The organism is Caulobacter henricii (genome assembly GCF_001414055.1).
GTDB lineage: Bacteria > Pseudomonadota > Alphaproteobacteria > Caulobacterales > Caulobacteraceae > Caulobacter > Caulobacter henricii.
Genome location: NZ_CP013002.1, coordinates 728,463 through 747,140, shown reverse-complemented (window position 1 = coordinate 747,140; position 18,678 = coordinate 728,463). Strand labels below are relative to the sequence as shown.

At 66.5% G+C, this 18,678-nt stretch carries 17 protein-coding genes; 2 read left to right on the top strand and 15 right to left on the bottom strand.

Annotated elements, in window-relative coordinates:
- Position 1: 1 nt before the first annotated feature.
- The 6 genes from AQ619_RS03570 to ribD all read right to left on the bottom strand — a co-directional run bounded on the left by AQ619_RS03570 (position 2) and on the right by ribD (position 5,664).
- Positions 2 to 1,408, bottom strand: a complete 1,407-nt coding sequence (locus AQ619_RS03570) for a M20/M25/M40 family metallo-hydrolase (RefSeq protein WP_062144353.1) — start codon at positions 1,406 to 1,408, stop codon at positions 2 to 4.
- Between the two features lie 61 nt (positions 1,409 to 1,469).
- A complete protein-coding gene (locus AQ619_RS03565) occupies positions 1,470 to 2,264 on the bottom strand; it encodes a hypothetical protein (protein WP_207205013.1) in 795 nt (264 codons plus the stop codon).
- 116 nt (positions 2,265 to 2,380) lie between these two features.
- Entirely contained in the window at positions 2,381 to 2,848 is a 468-nt protein-coding gene (gene ribH, locus AQ619_RS03560; protein WP_062144349.1) for a 6,7-dimethyl-8-ribityllumazine synthase, read from the bottom strand.
- 17 nt (positions 2,849 to 2,865) lie between these two features.
- Positions 2,866 to 4,065 (bottom strand): bifunctional 3,4-dihydroxy-2-butanone-4-phosphate synthase/GTP cyclohydrolase II, encoded by a 1,200-nt coding sequence (locus AQ619_RS03555; protein WP_062144346.1) that lies wholly within the window; start codon positions 4,063 to 4,065, stop codon positions 2,866 to 2,868.
- The gene (locus AQ619_RS03550) at positions 4,032 to 4,658 is read right to left on the bottom strand and encodes a riboflavin synthase (protein ID WP_062144343.1); all 627 of its coding nucleotides are present in this window, start codon (positions 4,656 to 4,658) and stop codon (positions 4,032 to 4,034) included. Before AQ619_RS03550 ends, AQ619_RS03555 begins: the two co-directional genes overlap by 34 nt.
- Positions 4,659 to 4,668: 10 nt before the next feature.
- Positions 4,669 to 5,664 (bottom strand): bifunctional diaminohydroxyphosphoribosylaminopyrimidine deaminase/5-amino-6-(5-phosphoribosylamino)uracil reductase RibD, encoded by a 996-nt coding sequence (gene ribD, locus AQ619_RS03545; protein ID WP_062144338.1) that lies wholly within the window; start codon positions 5,662 to 5,664, stop codon positions 4,669 to 4,671.
- A 143-nt stretch (positions 5,665 to 5,807) separates the two neighbouring features.
- Here ribD and AQ619_RS03540 point away from each other — a divergent pair, with 143 nt between their 5' ends.
- Positions 5,808 to 6,482: a GntR family transcriptional regulator gene (locus tag AQ619_RS03540; protein ID WP_062144334.1), complete on the top strand. Its 675-nt coding sequence runs from the start codon at positions 5,808 to 5,810 to the stop codon at positions 6,480 to 6,482.
- Here the strand turns inward: AQ619_RS03540 and AQ619_RS03535 are convergent.
- From AQ619_RS03535 to AQ619_RS03505, 7 genes are all read right to left on the bottom strand, one after another.
- A complete protein-coding gene (locus AQ619_RS03535; RefSeq protein ID WP_236849527.1) occupies positions 6,373 to 7,680 on the bottom strand; it encodes a carbohydrate porin in 1,308 nt (435 codons plus the stop codon). The two genes, AQ619_RS03540 and AQ619_RS03535, sit on opposite strands and share 110 nt — an antisense overlap.
- A 112-nt stretch (positions 7,681 to 7,792) precedes the next feature.
- Positions 7,793 to 9,679, bottom strand: coding sequence for a methyl-accepting chemotaxis protein (locus AQ619_RS03530; protein WP_062144330.1), 1,887 nt, complete (start codon positions 9,677 to 9,679; stop codon positions 7,793 to 7,795).
- 189 nt (positions 9,680 to 9,868) lie between these two features.
- Positions 9,869 to 12,457 (bottom strand): ATP-dependent chaperone ClpB, encoded by a 2,589-nt coding sequence (gene clpB, locus AQ619_RS03525; RefSeq protein ID WP_062144327.1) that lies wholly within the window; start codon positions 12,455 to 12,457, stop codon positions 9,869 to 9,871.
- A 97-nt stretch (positions 12,458 to 12,554) separates the two neighbouring features.
- Positions 12,555 to 13,280: a M48 family metallopeptidase gene (locus AQ619_RS03520; protein WP_062151244.1), complete on the bottom strand. Its 726-nt coding sequence runs from the start codon at positions 13,278 to 13,280 to the stop codon at positions 12,555 to 12,557.
- A 199-nt stretch (positions 13,281 to 13,479) separates the two neighbouring features.
- Complete coding sequence (locus AQ619_RS03515) at positions 13,480 to 14,670, bottom strand: DUF4167 domain-containing protein (RefSeq protein ID WP_062144324.1); 1,191 nt, start codon at positions 14,668 to 14,670, stop codon at positions 13,480 to 13,482.
- Between the two features lie 244 nt (positions 14,671 to 14,914).
- Positions 14,915 to 15,784: a peptide chain release factor N(5)-glutamine methyltransferase gene (gene prmC, locus AQ619_RS03510; RefSeq protein ID WP_062144321.1), complete on the bottom strand. Its 870-nt coding sequence runs from the start codon at positions 15,782 to 15,784 to the stop codon at positions 14,915 to 14,917.
- 47 nt (positions 15,785 to 15,831) lie between these two features.
- The gene (locus tag AQ619_RS03505; RefSeq protein ID WP_166504314.1) at positions 15,832 to 16,593 is read right to left on the bottom strand and encodes an MOSC domain-containing protein; all 762 of its coding nucleotides are present in this window, start codon (positions 16,591 to 16,593) and stop codon (positions 15,832 to 15,834) included.
- 141 nt (positions 16,594 to 16,734) lie between these two features.
- Between AQ619_RS03505 and AQ619_RS03500 the strand changes: the two genes are divergently transcribed.
- A complete protein-coding gene (locus tag AQ619_RS03500; protein ID WP_062144318.1) occupies positions 16,735 to 17,259 on the top strand; it encodes a GNAT family N-acetyltransferase in 525 nt (174 codons plus the stop codon).
- On the opposite strand, the gene AQ619_RS03495 is transcribed toward AQ619_RS03500, so the two are convergent.
- Complete coding sequence (locus tag AQ619_RS03495; protein ID WP_062144315.1) at positions 17,256 to 17,714, bottom strand: response regulator; 459 nt, start codon at positions 17,712 to 17,714, stop codon at positions 17,256 to 17,258. The two genes, AQ619_RS03500 and AQ619_RS03495, sit on opposite strands and share 4 nt — an antisense overlap.
- Before the next feature lie 189 nt (positions 17,715 to 17,903).
- Positions 17,904 to 18,569: a M23 family metallopeptidase gene (locus tag AQ619_RS03490; RefSeq protein WP_062144312.1), complete on the bottom strand. Its 666-nt coding sequence runs from the start codon at positions 18,567 to 18,569 to the stop codon at positions 17,904 to 17,906.
- Between the last annotated feature and the right edge of the window lie 109 nt (positions 18,570 to 18,678).

The window sequence follows — 18,678 nt, the reverse complement described above, 5'->3', positions numbered from 1 at the left end:
TCTATTTGACGGGGGGCGTCGCTGCCACCGGCGGCGGGCTCTCGAAACTGCCGGCCGCGCCGGGGAACACCGTGGGGCTTTCCCAGCCGTCGGGGCTGATCGCCGAGACGCCGAAGAAGAAGTCATCGATCACCACGTCCTTGAGGGTGGCGTTCGTGGCCGGACCGGCGACCCAGCGGTTCAGGCGCCATTGTGGATCGGTGGTCACGCGCCACCAGACGCGATGGCCGGCGGCACGCGGCGTCGCCGCCCACGAGACCTTGGTATCGGGGCTGACCGCGCCCTCGATCTTGACGCCAGACGGCGGCGGCGGGGCGGAGGCGAGGCTGGCCATGGCCACCACGTTCAGCCGGGTGACCTGGGACAGATAGGCAAAATCCACGCCCTCGATCACATCGCCATAGGCCTTGCCGTTCTCGGTGCGCAGGTTCTGGTGCTGGCGGTCATAGTTTTCGGCCGCCTCGGTGACCCGCACGGCCGGATAGCCGGCCTCGAGCAGCGGCACCTGGTCACCGCCGCGGCCATAGCGGTCGGTGCGATAGACCATGACCACATCGAAATTGTTCAGATAGCGATCGGCCAGCCCGTCGAGGTAACGCGCCAGGTTGCGCGAGGGGCTATCGACCTCGCCGCCGTTATAGCGGCGGCTATTGGCCTGCTCCGGCGTCTCGACGGCCTTGGTACCCTCGGAGAACACCCGCACCTGGGTGTTGTTCATCACCCCGCTCTGGCCGCGACTGTTGCCGATGATGTCGTTGTTGAGGTCCGCCTCGATCTTCCAGCCCTTGGCCCGGGCGTGATTGGCCAGGATCTTGCCGCCCAGCAGCCCCTGCTCCTCGCCCGACAGGACGGCGAAGACCAGGGTGGCCGGGAACCTGTGCTTGCTGAGCACCCGGGCCGCCTCGATCACGGCGGCGACACCCGAAGCATCGTCATTGGCCCCGGGGGCGTCGCTGGTGAAGTCCATCACGTCCGTGACGCGGCTGTCGATGTGGCCGGCGATCAGGATCACCCGGTCGGGGTCGCTGGTCCCCTTCTGGATCGCCAGGACATTGACGACCTCGGTCGGATTGGGCACGCGCCGGCCGGTGACGACGTCCGAGGGCGTCTCGATGATCAGACAGCCGCCGCAGTCCTTGCTGATCGCCTCGAAGCGCTTCTGGGTCCAGCGGCGCGCGGCACCGATGCCCCGGGTTTCGGACTTGGTCTCCGACAGGGTGTGACGGGTTCCGAAGCCAACCAGCGAGCGGATCGTGCTTTCCAGCGCCTTGGCATCGACCTCGGCCGCCAGGGTCCGCAACAGAGGCTGGTCTGTCGACGGTGCGGCAGCCTCAGCGGCCTGGGTGGGCGCCGCCAGCAGCAGGCTTGAGGCTGTCAGGGCCGTGGCGAGGACGAGGGGCAGGCGCATGGCGACTCCGGAAACGCAAGGTCGCGACGTTGCCTGCCCAGAGCGCGCGCCGCAAGCGCGGTCAGTGCCCGGCGAGCCCGCCGATCAGTCCCTTGCAGAACGCGCCCCAGGCCGGGTTCATATAGGCGGTGACAATGATGACATGCCCCGAAATCGCCAGGGCCAGGCCCAGGACATAGCCCGGCAGCAGCCGGCGGCGCGTCACCAGGTCATAGACGCCAATGCTCAGCATCAGGGCGGCCGTGCAGCCATAGAGGATCAGATAGTTGGTCCAGAACGGCGACCCCAGCGCCGGGCCCAGTACCGGACCCCAGATGGGGCCGACCCAGCGCGCGAAGCCGGCGTCGACAATGGTCAGGGTGGACAGCAGGATCAGCCGCTTGTGCAGGGCGGCCTGCTTGCGGCACAGCAGCGCCGCCACGATCAGGATCGCGAAGCTGACCAGACCGCCGAGCTGGATGGCGAGGAAGGCCGGGTCACTGGCCGGCGTCCCAAAGCGTGCTGTCTGGGTGGTGAAGGCCGCCATGGGGCCCACAACCAGCATCACCGGCACGAAGCCCAGACTGGCCACGCCCAGCTTGCGGTGCAGGTCTGCACGCCCCTTGCGGATCAGCGCCACCTGGGTCGTCAGCAGCACCATCCAGGCCACATAGACTGCGGCGTGGACGTGTACGATCAAGGGGAAAGACAGTTGGCCCAGCTTGGCCCTGTGCATCATGTCGCCGCCGAACCCCATGACGAGGCCGACCCAATAGATCGCCAGGCTGAGCGGGAAGAACCAGGCGTCCCAGGGATGCCTGGGCTTGAAGTTCGGGCCAGCGGCCGGCGGCATATCGCTCGCGGCAAAAGTCGTCATCATCTCCCCCCCGGGAAAAGCCTACCGGCTAAAGCAGGGGGTGAAGACTGCCGTAAATCAGGGGCAAAGCAAACGCCGAATAACGGCGTTTGCTTTGCGTCCTTTCGATAGAAGCCCTAGTCGTCCCAGGCCTCTGACCGGATCCGCTTCAGGGTCTGGATGGTGGCAAAGCAGGCCTCGGCCGCTTCGCGGCCCTTGTTCTCCGCATTGTCCCTGCTGCGCACCAGCGCCTGTTCGTCGGTATAGGTGGTCAGCACGCCAAAAGTGATCGGCGTCTCGGTCGACAGGCTTGCAGTCATCAGGCCCAGACCGGTCCCCAGGCTGATGAACTCGAAGTGGGCCGTGTCGCCCTTGATCACGCATCCCAGACAGACCACGCCCTCAAAGCGCTCCGTTCGCACCAGGGTCTGGGCGATCAGGGGCAGTTCAAAGGCGCCGGGCGCATCAATGATGTCTCTGGCCGCTACCGACGCGCCGCGCTCCTGCAGCAGGTCCAACGCGCCCTTGAGCAGGCCGCCGGTGACCTCGGGATTGAACTGGCTGACGACGATCGCGATACGCGGTGCAAGTGGGGCATGGGTCATGAGAAGCTCTCTGCGGATCAGGACGCGCGGGCCAGACTGTGGCCAAGCTTGTCGCGCTTGGTGTCGAGATAGCCGGCATTGTGGGGATTGGCGGGGATGGCCAGCGGGAGCTCCCGGCTGACCGTAATGCCGCTGGCCCGCAGGCCCGCGGCCTTCCGCGGATTATTGCTGAGCAGGTTCACGCGCTCCACAGCCATGGCCCGGAGCATCTGGGCGGCCACGCTGTAGTCCCTCAGGTCGTCGGCATAGCCGAGGGCATGATTGGCCTGGACCGTGTCGAGCCCTTCATCCTGCAAGGCATAGGCACGGATCTTGTTGGCCAGACCCAGGCCCCGTCCCTCGTGGCCGCGAAGATAGAGCACGCAGCCATTGCCGCTTTCGCTGATCTGCCTGAGGCTTTCCTGAAGTTGGGCTCCGCAGTCGCAGCGACGCGACCCGAGAGCATCCCCGGTCAGGCACTCGGAATGGACCCGCACCAGGGGCGTGCCGGTCAGGGGGCCGGCAATCATGGCCAGGTGCTCGACACCATCGACCCGATTGCGGAAGGCCCGCACCTCGAAGGCCCCGCCATGCTCGGACGGCAATCGGGCCGAGGCCACCTCTTCGACCTGGAGTTCCGTCGCCCTGCGATGGGCCACCAGTTCGGCAATGGTCAGAAGCGGAAGGTCATGGTCCCGACAGAAGACTTCCAGGTCCGGCATGCGAGCCATGGTGCCGTCATCCTTCATGATCTCGCAGATGACGCCCGCGGGTCGAAGACCGGCCAGGCGCATCAGATCGACCGAGGCCTCGGTATGACCCTCGCGCTCCAGCACACCGCCCGGCCGGGCCCGCAGAGGAAAGATGTGGCCCGGCGAGACCAGGTCCTGCGCACCTGCATCCGGTGCAACGGCAGCCGAAATAGTCCGTGCACGATCGAAAGCCGATATGCCGGTATCGACACCTTCGGCAGCTTCTATCGAGACAGTAAAAGCGGTCTGCCGGCTGGTCCGGTTATCGCTCACCATCGGGGGCAGACCGAGCCGATCGACCGCCTCAGGCTCAAGGGTCAGACAGATCAGCCCGCTCGCCTTTCGCGCCATGAAGGCGATGGCTGCGGCATCGGCGAACTCGGCCGCCATGACCAGATCGCCCTCGTTCTCGCGATCCTCGTCATCGACGAGGACGATCATGCCGCCCTGCTTCAGACGGTCGAGGGCTTCAGATAGGCGTGACATAGCTGCTCCACATATTTGGCCAGCACGTCGACCTCGACATTGATCGGATCTCCGATCATGGCGTGCTGAAGGTTGGTATGGGCCCAGGTGTGCGGGATCAGGGTCAGGCCGATCTGGAACCGGCCGTCGGCATCACAGGCTGCGACACTGTTAAGGGTCAGGCTAATGCCGTTCAGGGCAATCGAGCCTTTCTCGACGCAGAAGCGGTGCAGGGCCGCAGGAAGGCTCAGCCCGATCCTCCAGGATCCGCCATCGTCGATCACCTGATCGAGCCGTGCCTGGCCATCGACATGGCCCTGGACCAGATGGCCCGACAGGCGGGTGGCCAGGGTCACGGCCCGCTCGAGATTGACAGCAGCCCCCGCCTCCGCCCGCTCCAGATTGGTACGAGCCAGGGTTTCCGGGCTGACGAAGAAGTCTGCCAGGCCGCGAGCATCATGCCGCACGACCGTCAGACAGACCCCGTTGACGGCGACGCTTTCCCCCAGCTCCAGGTCGGCAAAGCCCGTCCCTAGGGTCAGGCGCAGGGCGCCGTCGCCTTCTGGGGCAACCGTCTCGACCCGGCCGACCTGTTCAATGATTCCAGAAAACATCAGGTCTCCCTCAGGCCCGGAACGGAATGCGGGTGAGAATGTCGACCTGGTCAGCCTGGCCCGGCCCGGTGGACTGGCGGATCACGACTTGCTCGTCCCAAAGCCCGGACTCGAGGAAGTGCGCCATCAGGGTCGGCCCGCATTCGACCAGGGCCTCCAGCACGCCCTCGGCGGCGAGGCCTTCGAGAAGCCTCGGAATGTCATCGTGCAGGCTGGGCTCAAAGCCCCTGGCCCGTGACGCGTGCAGATAGGCGTCAGGCGTACGGCGGCGTCGGTCCAGAATGGCCAGCCGGCGCGGCCCGCGGCGTGGATCCGCCACCCGTCGCACCGTAAACAGGGGGTTGTCCGCCAGAACTGTTCCCGAACCGGTGATGATGGCGTCGGCCCGCCGCCGGAGGCCATGGGCCAGGGTCAGGGACTTTTGGGACGTGAAGGTCTTCAAACCCGTGGGGGGGATCATCCCGCCATCCACTGTCAGGGCCTGTTTCAGGGTCAGCCAGGGCCGGCCCCGGGTTGACCAGCAGGCAAAAGGCGCAATCAGGCGCTGGGCCCTGGCGTGCAGATACGCAGCCTCAGGGCGGTCAAGACTGCCGAGGTCCATGACCCGGCGTCCCTCGGCCGCCAGGCGCGCCGCGCCGCCACCGGCAACCGCCGGATTGGGATCGCGTGCCCCGATCCAGATGGCCTTGGCCGGGCTCGCCAGAACGGCGTCGACACAGGGCGGTGTCCGACCGTGGTGATTGCAGGGCTCCAGGGTAACCAGGATTGTATGGATGCGGGCAAAGGTCCCGGCCTCGCGGCAGGCAGCCAGGGCGGCGGCCTCGGCATGGTCGCCGCCGGCCTTCTCGTGGGCCCCGACAGCGAGAACATTGCCCTTGGCATCCAGCACCACGCAGCCCACGGGTGGATTGGGGGCCGTCGCTCCGGCAAAGACCTCGGCGATCGTCAGGGCAAGGTGAAACCCCTGCAGCACAAAATGGATCGGAGGCTCGGTCTCGGGCGTCATGCCGAAGCTCTAGGGCCGCCAGTCAGCCGCCTTCAAGCGTTCAGTCTTTTTCGAAACTGTAACATGTTAGAGTCCATGAGAATGACCTTCGGGCCTTTTGGCTCTAGGACCATCGCCATGCAGTCCTGTCTTCCGGTTTGCCCATGAAGGGCCCACTCAACAGTGTCGATCCTTCCGGCGACTGGGCTCAAGGCCTTCAGAAGGCTCGGCTCTATGAGCTTATTCTGATGGACATCATCCTGGGTGAACTGCCGCCTATGCAGGTGCTGGAAGAAAAAGCCCTGGCCGCACGCTATGCGGGGGGCGTCTCAGGTGTCCGCGACGCGCTCGGTCGCCTGGCGATCGAGGGCCTCATTCTGCGCCGCCCGCGGGTCGGCACGATCGTCGCCCCCATGGACATCACGGAGATCGAGCAGGCTTTCGAGGTCCGGCGCATGCTGGAAGGTCGTACCGCGGCCCTTGCCGCCCGCAATCACCGCCCTGAAGACCTGCCGGCCATTACCGGGGCTTTCGATGGTGCCGAGGAGGCGATTGCCGCCAGTGACTTCCGGGCCATGCTGGCCATGGACCACAGCTTCCACCGGGCCGTCGCCTTTGCGACCCACAACGCCACCCTGGCCCGCTTCGTGATCGCCCTGCAGAACACCGCGACCCGCTACTGGATCTGGCAGATGGAAAAGCAGTCGCCGGAAGACCAGATGCGGGACGTCACCCTGCATCGCGCCCTGGCCGAGGCCATCGCCCTGCGCGACCCTGCCGCCGCAGAAGCCGCCTGCGCTTTGCTGATCGGCGACTCGCCGAGCGCCCAGCGCGCCTGAACGCGCCGGGCCACGGTTCAGTAGGCGATCGAGAACCGCATCGTCGCGACCAGGCATTGTCGATGTCGCGATCACCGGCCGGCCGGATGATGTATTGCAGGTCCGGCTGCACGGTCAGACGGCCGAAGGTGTCGGCATAGGTCAGTTCCAGCGCCGTTTCGGTGCGCCCGATATTACGGCCCGCATCGACGCCGTTGGCGCGCTCGCGACCGGTGATGAAGCCCTGGTTCATGCCCGCCGAGAACTGGCTGTCAGGCCGCGAGGCAAAGGGCTGCTCGACCAGGATGCCGGCCTGCCAGCCGCCCTCGAAGACCGAGGTGGTGCCGTCCGACAGCCCCGCCCGGAGGAAGGCCGTGGTCCGACCGGGTGCCTCGGCTTCACCGAAGATCCGGCGCTCAGCCAGCACATAGACGCCGCCCGCGGTCTGGCGTTCCGGATCCCCGGCGGCCGTGACCAGGCGGGTATCATCCTGCTTCTGGCTATAGCGCCAGGTGCCGAGCGCCAGCTTGCCCTCGCCGACCCAGCCGATTTCGCCGATCATCAGGACGCCGTTGTCGAACTCGGTGTCGATGCCGCCCGGATCCCCCAGCACCCCGGCCTGGGCGTTCAGTACGGCGGCCTGGGCATAGCCGCCATTGCTGAGGGTCCAGCGGGCGCGCACGGCCAGGGCCGTGGACGGGAAGATCGACGGCCCATTGGGTCCGGTGGCGGCCAACTCCGACCCGATGCCAAAGGCCGGGCCGAGCAACAGACCGGCGCTGTCATTGGCATAGAACTCGCTATTGACGTCATAGAGCCCGGCCAGGACAGCACCCTTGCCGTCGGCGAACTGATGCTCGACCCACAGTTCGAACAGTCGCGCCCTTTGCTGGCCGACCTCGATATTGTCGACGCCCTGCAGGGAGCCGACATCCTCATTGGGCATGCCGCCGGTATTGTTGAGCAGGGAGACGTGGGCCTTGGTGTTCGACCATCCGGCCGCCGCGCCCAGGTCCAGATCAGCACTGAGCAGGAGGTTGTCGAGCACGCGCCCGCGGCGGGCTAGGCCTCCGTCCAACACCCCGACCACGTCGGCGGTGTATTCCAGGCTGTAGGTCAGAGGGCCGTCCGCCGCGTAGGCTGGGGCGGTGATCGACACCGCAGCAGCGGCGGTCATCAGCAGGCCTGCCGCCGTGCGGCCGATACCGTTCCTCGTCATTGTCGTCACCCCTGGATCCTGGATGGATCTCTGTGTCAGACGACCATGACAGAGAAGGGCTTACAGGCGGTTAAGTCACTGATTTATTAGCTATTAACCAACGTCTTGGGGATCAGGCGGCGCGCCGGCCGGCGTCGCCCTGGCCCTGGAACTTGAAGCCCGAAACCTGGCGTTCGAGATCGAGGGCTTCGGTGCGCAGTGAATGGGTCGCAGCCGTTGTCTGCTCAACCATGGCTGCGTTCTGCTGGGTCACCTGGTCCATGTGGTTCACGGCCGTATTCACCTGACGCAGGCCGACAGCCTGTTCCTCGGACGAACGGGCAATGCCGTCGACCAGGCCGTGGACACGGATGACCTCGCTGACGATGCGACCAAGGGTCTCACCCGTCTGTCCGACCAGATCAACGCCCGAAGCCACCTGGCTGCCGGACTCGGAGATCAGGGTCTTGATCTCCTTGGCGGCGTCGGCGCTGCGTTGGGCCAGGGCGCGAACTTCCTGGGCGACGACCGCAAAACCACGCCCGCTTTCGCCGGCGCGGGCGGCCTCGACCCCGGCGTTCAGGGCCAGAAGATTGGTCTGGAAGGCGATCTCGTCGATCACTCCGATGATCTGGCTGATCTTGGCCGAAGACTGCTGGATCTGGCCCATGGCGGCGACCGTGCGCGCCACGACGGCGCTCGACTGCTCGGCCTCCTTCTTGGCCTGAGCGACCACCGAAGCGGCCTCTCGAGCGCCTTCGGTGGCGCGGCCGACCGTGGCGGCGATCTCGTCGAGGGCGGCGGCGGTCTCTTCCAGGCTGGCGGCCTGCTGCTCGGTGCGGCGCGACAGATCGTCGGCGGCCGAGGCGATCTCTTCGGAGCCGGCGCGCATCGACATGCCAGTGCGGGCAATGGCCCCCATGGTCTGGGTCAGTCGGCTGAGGGCGTTGTTGAAATCGGCCCGCAGCTCTTCATAGGCCGGCGGGAAAGGCTGGGTGATCGGGCTGGCCAGATCGCCCTCGGCCAGTCGGCCCAGACCTGCTGCCAGCTGATCCATGACGGCGCGACGCTCGGCGTCGGCGGCGGTGCGTTCGCGCTCGGCCTGGCGGCGCTCGGTCTCGGTGGCGTTACGGGCCGATTCCTGCTCGAGGCGCGACTGGCGCCGCTCCAGGGCGGCCTCGCGGAACACCATGATCGAGCGGGCCATGGCCCCCAGCTCGTCCTGGCGCTTGCGGAACGGCGGCTCCCGCTCGTAGTCACCCTCCGCCAGCCTGCCCATATAGTCGCCGATGATCGACAGCGGGCGAAGCAGGCGGGCGCGGGTCAGAATGACTACGACAACGCCCATCACCACCCCGCCCAGGGCCATCAGGCTGGTCACGATGATGCCGAGAATCTGCTGATCGCGCAGTTTCTTCTCGACCACGATGTCACGGGCTTCCTGATCCTTTTCGATGGTTGCCATGGCAACCTGGGCCGCATCCATCTTGCCGGCCAAGGTGCTGCTGGCCTCGTCGAAGGGGCCCATCAGGGCGTTACCGGCCGCCGTGCCCGTGTCGACATAGGCCTGGGCCATGGTCTTGCCATTGGCGTAAAAGGCCGGAAAGGCCGCCTCGACCTCGTCCAGAGCGGCGATCAGGGCCGGCGCATTCAGTTCCTTGGCCAGGACATGGGCCCGCGCAATGTCGGTCTTGAAGGCCTCGCTATTGCTCTGGGCTTCGGCCCAGCCGTCATTGAGGCCATCCTGGCCGCGTGTTGCCGAGACATCGGTCAGGAACTGCTGGACCTGCACGATCTCCAGCTGGATCTGCTTGGACAGGACCGCCAGTTCGAGCATCCTTGAGTTACTTTGCTCGTCCCGCACGGCTTCCGCGACACGGGCGCTGCGCTGGGCCTCCATCGAGACGGCCCCACTGACGGCGGCGGCGATGCAGAACAGGGTGAGGCCAGCGATCAGCAGGGTGATGAATCGCTCAAGCTTGCGCGATGATATCGATTGCGTTGCCTGAAAACCGGACATGTAGCCTCCCGAGCGATCAAGAAACAATCGACTCTTGGTCAAACCAATGGGCTAGCAGCCTTTAATGTTTCGCTAAATTTGGCCTGCAACAGCTTCTCAAAATGGGCAATCGCGACAAATCGTCCCAGGCCGTTTTGGGCGCGAAAATCCTCTCCGGGAGGCCTCCGAGAGAGGGTTTCCTGACCGTGCCTACTGCAGCACGGCCTTGCCGATGCTCAGGCTGCCGTCATGCACACCGACAGCAATGACCCCGCCGTCCTCCAGTTCGCCGGCCAGCAACAGGCGGGCGATCGGATCGACCAGATCCTTCTGAATCACGCGCTTCAGAGGGCGAGCTCCATAGACCGGATCATAGCCCTTCTCACCCAGCCACAGCAGCGCCTCGGCATCGATGGCCAGGGTCATGCGGCGGTCGGCCAGCAGCTTTTCCACCCTCTGCAGCTGGATACGGACGATGTCGGCCATGTTCGCCCGGCCCAGCCGCTTGAACAGGATGATCTCGTCGATGCGGTTGAGGAACTCGGGGCGGAAGTGGCCGCGGACCACGTTCATCACCTGTGGCCGCACCGCGTCGACGTCTTCCCCGTCCTCCTGATTGGCCAGGTACTCGGAGCCGAGATTGCTGGTCATGATGATCAGGGTGTTGCGGAAGTCGACAGTGCGGCCCTGACCGTCGGTCAGGCGGCCATCGTCCAGCACCTGCAGCAGTACGTTGAAGACGTCGGGGTGAGCCTTTTCGACCTCGTCGAACAGCACGACCTGATAGGGACGCCGACGCACGGCTTCGGTCAGGGCCCCGCCCTCATCATAACCGACATAGCCGGGAGGGGCCCCGATCAGCCGGCTGACCGAGTGCTTTTCCATGTACTCGCTCATGTCCATCCGGGTGATGGCGTGTTCATCGGCGAACATGAACTCGGCCAGGGCCTTGGTCAGCTCGGTCTTGCCGACCCCCGTCGGGCCCAGGAACAGGAAGCTGCCGATCGGGCGCGAGGGATCCTGCAGGCCGGCCCGCGCGCGGCGCACCGCGTCTGAAACGGCTTCCAGGGCCTCGTCCTGGCCGACCACGCGGGCGCGCAGGGCCAGTTCCATCTGCAGCAGCTTTTCGCGCTCGCCTTCCAGCATCTTCTCGACCGGCACCCCGGTCCAGCGGCTGACCACGGCGGCGATCTGCTCGGCATCCACGACCTCGGGGGTCAGGGACTTCTGAGCCGCGCCATCGACGGACTCGGCCTGGGCCAGGCGGGCTTCCAGGGCCGGGATCTCGCCATACTGGATCTGGCCGGCGCGGGCGAAGTCGCCGGCGCGCTGGGCCGTCGCCAGGTCGGCGCGCAGACGGTCGAGGGCTTCACGGGCCTGGGCCGCGCCGCCGACCTTGTCCTTTTCCGCCTTCCAGCGGGCAGTCATCTCGTCAGACTGGCCCTGCAGGTCGTCGATCTCGTCTTCCAGCTTTTCCAGACGCTGTCTGGAGGCCGGGTCGGTCTCCTTGGACAGGGCCTCGCGCTCGATCTTCAGCTGCACCAGGCGGCGGTCGATCTCGTCCAGCTCTTCGGGCTTGGAGTCGATCGCCATCCGCACACGGCTGGAGGCCTCGTCGATCAGGTCGATGGCCTTGTCGGGCAGGAAGCGGTCGGCGATGTAGCGGTTGCTGAGGGTGGCGGCCGCGACGATGGCCGAGTCCGAAATGCGCACCCCGTGGTGGACCTCGTACTTCTCCTTCAGGCCGCGCAGGATCGAGACGGTGTCTTCCACCGTCGGCTCGCTGACAAAGACCGGCTGGAAGCGGCGAGCCAGGGCCGCGTCCTTCTCGACATGCTTGCGGTACTCCTCAAGCGTGGTGGCCCCCACGCAGTGCAGCTCGCCGCGCGCCAGGGCGGGCTTCAGGAGGTTGGAGGCATCCATCGCCCCCTCGCTCTTTCCGGCCCCCACGAGCGTATGCATCTCGTCGATGAACAGGATGATCGAGCCCTCGGCGGCCGTGACCTCGTTGAGGACAGCCTTCAGGCGCTCCTCGAACTCGCCCCGGTACTTTGCGCCGGCGATCAGGCTGCCCATGTCCAGCGACAGCAGCTTCTTGTCCTTCAGGCTTTCCGGCACATCGCCATTGATGATGCGCAGAGCCAGGCCCTCGACGATCGCGGTCTTGCCCACGCCCGGTTCGCCGATCAGGACGGGGTTGTTCTTGGTGCGGCGGCTCAGCACCTGGATCGTGCGACGGATCTCCTCGTCGCGACCGATCACCGGATCCAGCTTGCCGTCGCGGGCGGCGGCGGTCAGGTCGCGGGCATAGCGCTTGAGGGCCTCATAGCCTTCCTCGGCATTGGCGCTGTCGGCGGTGCGGCCCTTGCGCATGGCATTGGCGGCATCTTCCAGGGCCTTGGGCGAGGCCCCGGCATCCTTCAGGACCTTGGCCGCTTCAGCGCCTTCCTTGGCGATGGCGATCAGCAGGCGCTCGGTAGTGACAAAGGCGTCGCCGGCCGCTTTCGCGCCCTTCTCGGCCTCGGCAAAGACCCGGGCGGTGTCCGGCTTCATGTAGAGCTGCCCGCCGGCCCCGTCGACACGGGCGGTCTTGGCCAGCAGGGCCTCGGTGGCGGCGTCGACCGCCTCGGGGCGGCCGCCGGCGCTCTGGATCAGGGCCCGGCTCAGGCCGTCCTTTTCCTCAAGCAGGACCTTGAGCAGGTGTTCAGGCGCAAACTGCTGGTGGCCACGGGCCAGGGCCAAGCTCTGGCCGGACTGGACGGCCTGTTTGGCGCGGTCGGAATAGAGGTCGATATTCATGATGTCCCCTTCTTAGGCGGATCGGGGTGCGTCGCCTTGATCAAGCACAACGCCTCCAAAGGGGGATTTAGGTGTGGCTGCATTGCCACACAAGGTGTCACCAGCCCTTGCTGGAAATATAGGCCTCGAGGGCGGCGATGCGTGAAGCATCCGAAGGGTGGGTCGAGGCGATCTCGGGCTTGCCGGATCCGCCGGCCTGGGCCTTCATCTTTCGCCACAGGGTGACGGCTTCGCGGGGCCGATAGCCCGCCCGCTGCATGTAGTCGACACCCAGACGGTCCGCCTCCAGCTCGTGCTTGCGCGAAAACGGCAGCAGGAACAGGTACTGGCTGGCGTCGTCGCCATAGGACTTCAGCCCGCGACCCAGATCGGTCGAGGTTCCGGCCGCCGCCCCGGCCACGCCCAGCAGCAGTTTCGTGGTCATGGTCTGGGAATAGCGCTCGGCGGCGTGCTGGGCGACCACATGGCCGGCCTCATGGCCGATCACCGCGGCCAGCTGATCGTCATTCTCGACCAGGTCGAGCAGGCCCACGGTTACCCCGACATGGCCACCGGGCAGCACGAAGGCATTGGGGGCCTCGTCGATCAGGACCGCATAGTCCCAGGGGCGATTGTTGAGGCCGGCGGCGGTCACCACACGGCCACCGACGGCCCGCACACGGGCATTCTTGCGCTCATCCTGGGACAGGCGACCGGCACGCAGGGTCTGGGTCCAGGCCTTTTCCCCCTGGGCGGCCAGGCCGGAGTCCTGAACGATCAGCAGCTGGTCGCGCCCCAGATCGGCATTGTAGGCGCAGCCGGCCAGCGGCGCGGCCAAGATCATGGCGCAAAGGGCGGCAAGAACGGAACGGCGCACGTCGGGGCTCCGGTGAACGACAAACCGAGGCTGTTTACACAAAACTGCGCCGGCGGACCCGTGCAATCTGGAGTTCTGTCGGCCCGGAACGGCAGCGCTCCATCGGGACATAAAAAAGGAGCCGTTTTCACGGCTCCTTTTGAACTCAGTCGGAAGCGACGAAGCCTCAGCCTTCGTCAGACTCCGACGCGGCCGGTGCACCCTCGCCACCGTCGAAGCTGCGCGGTGCCCGGCGACGACGGGGCTTTTTGAGCTCCTCGCCCTCGGCTGCGGCCGGAGCCTCGGCAGGGGCCGTCGATCGGCCGAGGAAGGCCGGCGCATGGCTGACGGCTCCGTCCTGGCCGCGCAGCATGGGCGAGCTCTCGCCGGCTGACTCGGTCAGGGGAGTCGACTGGGGCTCGATCACCGCCATCGGATCGCGATCGCCACGGTCACGGGGCGCGCGTTCACGGCGCGGCGGACGCTCGCGGCGACCTTCGGCCGCCACTTCGGGTGCGGCCTCGGCGGCGACTGCAGGACGGTCTTCGCGCGGACGATCATCCCTGGGCCGATCTTCACGAGGCCGGTCATCCCGGAAACGATCTTCGCGCGGACGGTCATCACGGAAGCGGTCCTCCCGCGGACGGTCATCACGCGGACGATCATCCCTGGGGCGATCATCACGGGGACGGTCGTCGCGGGGCCGATCGTCACGGGGCCTGTCGTCACGAGGCCTGTCGTCACGAGGGCGATCGTCGCGAGGGCGGTCATCACGGGGCCGGTCATCACGCGGGCGGTCATCCCTGGGGCGATCATCGCGGTCACGCCAACGGTCACGCCGCCCCTGACCCTGGCCTTGGCCCTGACCCTGATTGTCGTAGCGCGGGCGATCGTCACGGGGACGGTCCTCACGGGGACGGTCGTCGCGCTGGCGGCCCTCAAAGCGATCGCGCGGACGCTCGTCGCGCTGGCCTTCGCCCTCCCCGCCTTCGCTCGACTCGGTGGTCGGCGTCTCGGTGACCTCCGGCTGGTCCTCGGGCTCGGCCTCAAAGTCGATCTCGTAAGCCGAATAGGCGTCCTTGCCGATGATGTCGCTGACGGGGCGATTCGGCTGGATGGCGCGCAGCACCCGGAAATAGTGCTCGGCGTGCTGCAGGTAGTTCTCGGCCAGAACCCGGTCGCCGGACGACGAGGCGTCCCGGGCCAGTTGCTGGTATTTCTCATAAACGCTCTGGGCCGCGCCGCGCACCTTGACGCCTTCGGGGCCGTTCGAATCGAACGCCCGGTTGGCATTGTGCTGCTGAGGCTTACCGCCGGAATTGCCGCCGCCGCGATTATTGCGGCCGCGCTGGCGCTTCATGCCCTTGAAATCTCTCATGGTCTTCTTCTGAACCTGTCCGGAAGTCAGTCTGAGCTGAGCATCCGGCCTTGTTGGCCTCTAGACGGGGTCGAACCCCTGGAAGTTCTAGAGACACTGGTTTCCGTAGAGCCCCCGCCCTGGTTCTGGCGCGGCGACCGGCTTTGGACCGTGCGCGCCTGCCGGAGGAGCTTTGCAACCGTCATCGACGACCGCTTTTCCCATCACCCGGCATTTTGGAAGGAGACCCTTTCCGTCTAGCCTCTCACGCGAGGCTTTCCAAGGGATTTTTCACCCCGGTCACGACACGGTCATGGGTCGACAGATCCTTGACCGTCCGGACATTGCTGGCACCCGCCTGCCGGAACAGCGCCTCGACAGCGGCTGACTGGTCGTAGCCGATTTCAACGGCGAACAGGCCGCCGGCCTTCAGCACCCGCAGGATCTCGGGTGCCAGCTCGCGATAGGCGTCCAGCCCGTCCGGACCACCGTCCAGGGCCAGGCGCGGTTCGTGGTCACGGACCTCGGGCTCCAGGGTCTCGATCACATGGCTGGCGATATAGGGCGGGTTGGAGACCACCAGATCAAAGCTGTCGTCGCCGAGACCGGCCGTCCAGTCACCGCGCAGCAGGGCGGCCCGGTTATTGAGGTCAAGGCTGGCGGCGTTCTCGCGCGCCACGGCCAGGGCCTCATCCGAGACATCGATCCCGAGCCCCTTGGCCGCCGGCCGCTCGGCCAGGACTGCCAGCAGGATGGTGCCCGACCCGACGCCGAGGTCCAGCATGTTGAAGGCCATGGTCTCGGGAAAGGCCTTCAGGACCTCGTCGACGATCACCTCGGTCTCGGGACGCGGCGTCAGGACGTTCTTGTTGACCTGCAGCAGGATCTTCCAGAACCCCTTGCGGCCGATGATGTGGCTGACCGGTTCGCGACGGGCGCGGCGGGTCAGATAGTCATCGAGGGTCGCCCACTGCTCGGCGGTCAGCATGCGGTAGGGATCAGTGACGATCTCGGTGCGGGTGACATCAGCGGCCACCTCCAGCATCAGGCGCGCATCGATGGCGGGCTGATCGATACCGGCGTCCTTCAGACGCTCCTTGGCGGCGGTCCAGGCTTTGACGAGGGTCAGGGTCATGGGCGGCTGAATGCTCCCGAGTGCGAGCGGATGCAAGAGTGCGCGGCTCAGACCAGGACCAGCGCATCCCCCTGCCTGACCCGCCCGCCCTGGGTGACATTCAGATAGAGGCCGCAGTGCATGTGGCCATAGAGGTCGAACAAGGCCTTCACCACCTCGATGTCCTTCTCGGCCGTCGCGGGATCGACGTGGGTCGCCGAGCAGCGGACGATGGGCTTGAGCACCTCGGCCGAGGCCTCGCCGAGCTTCAAGGTCCGACCCGTCCAGTCATTCTCGATCCAGGCGGGCCAGCCCTCGACATAGAGATTGGCCCGAAAGCGCAGCGGGTCGACGGGGCGGCCGAGCCGCGCTTCCAGATCGCGCACGCTGGCCAGGTTGACCACCGAGACATAGCCCGAGCGGCTGTCCATGAACCGGTAGGCACCCGGCCCCTCGACCACCCGCAGGGGACCTGACAGGTCCGCCCCGAGCAGGCCGGTCAGCCAGGCCTCCAGTCCCGCGCGGCCTTGCGCCGACCTCAGGTCGCCGGCGAAGTCCGGCTGGCCCTCGGCCTGAACCCGCAGAATGCCCGTCGCCTCATCAAAGGCCGTACGGGCCCGGGCCACGGCCGGAATCTTGGCCAGGACCGCAAACTTCATCTTCGAGATATGCACCGGGGCGGCCGGATCAAAGCCGCTTGGCCCGTCCTCGACCGCAAAGAGCCTGTCGCAGGGAAAACAGGCCCCGGCGACCAGATCGGCACCCTCGAGGCGCTCGGGCGTGAACCCCTTGACGGGATGGCGATAGACGGCGGCGATGCGGGCTTCCATGCTGGCCAGAATCGACCAGTCCGGACGCGAAAACAAGCGCGGCAGGAGGACCATTCCCCGGAGCGTCCTGCCCGCGTTGAACCGGCTTGGAAAACCCCGCCGGTCGTGGCTAGGTCCGCCTCGATTTGACCGGAGCCCTGCATGCTGATCGTCCCCGCCCAGGACCACGACCTTCCCGCCATCGTCGCCCTGGTCAATTCGGCCTATCGCGGCAAAAGCGCAGAGCAGGGCTGGACCAGCGAGTCCCACATCCTCGGCGGTCAGCGCACCGACCTGCAAACCCTGAGCGAAGACCTGACCAACAAGCCGGGCTCAACCGTCCTGACCCTGCGCGAGGCCCCCGAGGCCGCGCCTTTCGGCTGCGTCTGGGTCGAACCCCTGCCGGGCGATGTCTGGATGATCGGCATGGTCACGGTCGATCCGCAGCGTCAGGCCGGGGGCCTCGGCCGAACCCTGCTGGAGGCGGCTGAAAGCCACGCCCGCGCCAAGGGCGGCAAGACCGGCAAGATGACCGTCATCGAGGGACGCGACAGCCTGATCGCCTGGTATGGCCGACGGGGCTATGCCCCGACCGGCGAGACCGAGCCCTTCCCCTATGGTGACCCGCGCTTTGGCGCGCCGAAGGTCGAAGGCCTGCGATTTCTGGTGCTGAAGAAAACCCTCTAGGCGGCCGGTGACAGATCGAAGCCGGCATCTTCGAACACCTCCAGCCGCTCCGGTCTCGGCAGGGATGCATCGCCGGCCAGTCGGGCCAGCAGATAGTTCACGGCCAGCACCATGTCGGCGGCGTCATAGGGCTTGGGCAGCGATCCGATCGCCACGGTCTGGGCCGAGCGCGCCCGGCTGATCTGTCCGCTGATCAACAGGACGGGGATCCCCAGGGTCTTGAGATTTTCCGCCAGGGCGATGCCGTCATCGCGGCCGGCAAGCTGGATATTGACCAGGGCCAGATCCGGCCGACTGGTCCGCGCGACCTCCATGGCCTCCGCATGACGATCGGTCAGATCAAGGACCTCGTAGCCGGCGTCGGCCAGTTCATCGCGAAGGATCATGGCGACCAGGACCTCGTCCTCTACGATCATCAGGGTCTTGCCCGTCCGGCTGCCTGTTCGCTCGGTCATGCCCTTGGTCTTTCCTGCAAGCCGCTCCGACCCTTCCGGGCCTGGACCCGGCGACGGCCGCCGTGACGACGGTATCGAAACCTGCCGCCCTGGCTCGCAGGCCGGCGCATGGGCATAATGGCCAGGGCACGGTGAAGTTCCGCGAGACTTTGGGATTGTGGCCTGGCCCACACCGGGCCTCCGGCAGACCTAGGCCCTGGCGACCAGCTTGGTCACGATCAGCCGGGCGGCATTCACCCGCTCGCCACCGGGCTGCAGGACTTCCAGATGCACGTGGTCGGTAATGCCGGGATAGTGCCGCTGCAGGCTCTCGACGCGGCCGATGGCCTCACCCAGGCGCACGACCTCTCCGACCTTGACCTCGGGCGACACATAGAAGGCGCGGGCGACATAGCCGAGGGCCGGATTGGTGATCTCGACGAACTGCAGGTCGGGCGAGCCGGCATAGGCCAGGCCGATCTTGGTGACATAGCCCGAGATGGGGGCCCTGACGCCCTGGCCGGCGACGGCGACGTAATCGACGCCCTCATGGCTGCGCGCACCGCCGTCACGGCGGGCACCGAACTGGCCTTCGCCAAACTCGTCATGCCCGCGCGGCATCCCGCCGGTGGGATTGGCGAAGTCGGCCGCGCCGTCGCCGTCAACATCCGTGCCGCTCCAGACCAGTTCCTGCCGCACGGGTTGCTGGGGCCGGGCAGCGATCCCGTCTAGCAGCCGTCGAACCATCGGGGCCGGCCTGTTTCGGGCCGCGTCAGGATGCTCCATGGCCGCGACCACCATGGGCGCAAAGATCGTCGCCAGCCCGATGACGCACCGCATAGCGGGCCTGATGGTCTTTGCGACGGTCAAATTCATGAAATTGCCTTCAGTGACGTCCGGATCGAATTCCGATTTCGACCGTTGCGACTGTGTATGTTCTGTACATGGCAAAGACATGGCGCACTTCTCGCCGCCTTTTGCCACG

Bases quoted from the DNA above. Each gene is read 5' to 3' on its own strand.
- AQ619_RS03570 (WP_062144353.1), bottom strand. From the start codon at position 1,408: ATGCGCCTGCCCCTCGTCCTCGCCACGGCCCTGACAGCCTCAAGCCTG.
- AQ619_RS03565 (WP_207205013.1), bottom strand. From the start codon at position 2,264: ATGACGACTTTTGCCGCGAGCGATATGCCGCCGGCCGCTGGCCCGAAC.
- ribH (WP_062144349.1), bottom strand. From the start codon at position 2,848: ATGACCCATGCCCCACTTGCACCGCGTATCGCGATCGTCGTCAGCCAG.
- AQ619_RS03555 (WP_062144346.1), bottom strand. From the start codon at position 4,065: ATGTCACGCCTATCTGAAGCCCTCGACCGTCTGAAGCAGGGCGGCATG.
- AQ619_RS03550 (WP_062144343.1), bottom strand. From the start codon at position 4,658: ATGTTTTCTGGAATCATTGAACAGGTCGGCCGGGTCGAGACGGTTGCC.
- ribD (WP_062144338.1), bottom strand. From the start codon at position 5,664: ATGACGCCCGAGACCGAGCCTCCGATCCATTTTGTGCTGCAGGGGTTT.
- AQ619_RS03540 (WP_062144334.1), top strand. From the start codon at position 5,808: ATGAAGGGCCCACTCAACAGTGTCGATCCTTCCGGCGACTGGGCTCAA.
- AQ619_RS03535 (WP_236849527.1), bottom strand. From the start codon at position 7,680: ATGACGAGGAACGGTATCGGCCGCACGGCGGCAGGCCTGCTGATGACC.
- AQ619_RS03530 (WP_062144330.1), bottom strand. From the start codon at position 9,679: ATGTCCGGTTTTCAGGCAACGCAATCGATATCATCGCGCAAGCTTGAG.
- clpB (WP_062144327.1), bottom strand. From the start codon at position 12,457: ATGAATATCGACCTCTATTCCGACCGCGCCAAACAGGCCGTCCAGTCC.
- AQ619_RS03520 (WP_062151244.1), bottom strand. From the start codon at position 13,280: ATGATCTTGGCCGCGCCGCTGGCCGGCTGCGCCTACAATGCCGATCTG.
- AQ619_RS03515 (WP_062144324.1), bottom strand. From the start codon at position 14,670: ATGAGAGATTTCAAGGGCATGAAGCGCCAGCGCGGCCGCAATAATCGC.
- prmC (WP_062144321.1), bottom strand. From the start codon at position 15,784: ATGACCCTGACCCTCGTCAAAGCCTGGACCGCCGCCAAGGAGCGTCTG.
- AQ619_RS03505 (WP_166504314.1), bottom strand. From the start codon at position 16,593: ATGGAAGCCCGCATCGCCGCCGTCTATCGCCATCCCGTCAAGGGGTTC.
- AQ619_RS03500 (WP_062144318.1), top strand. From the start codon at position 16,735: ATGCTGATCGTCCCCGCCCAGGACCACGACCTTCCCGCCATCGTCGCC.
- AQ619_RS03495 (WP_062144315.1), bottom strand. From the start codon at position 17,714: ATGACCGAGCGAACAGGCAGCCGGACGGGCAAGACCCTGATGATCGTA.
- AQ619_RS03490 (WP_062144312.1), bottom strand. From the start codon at position 18,569: ATGAATTTGACCGTCGCAAAGACCATCAGGCCCGCTATGCGGTGCGTC.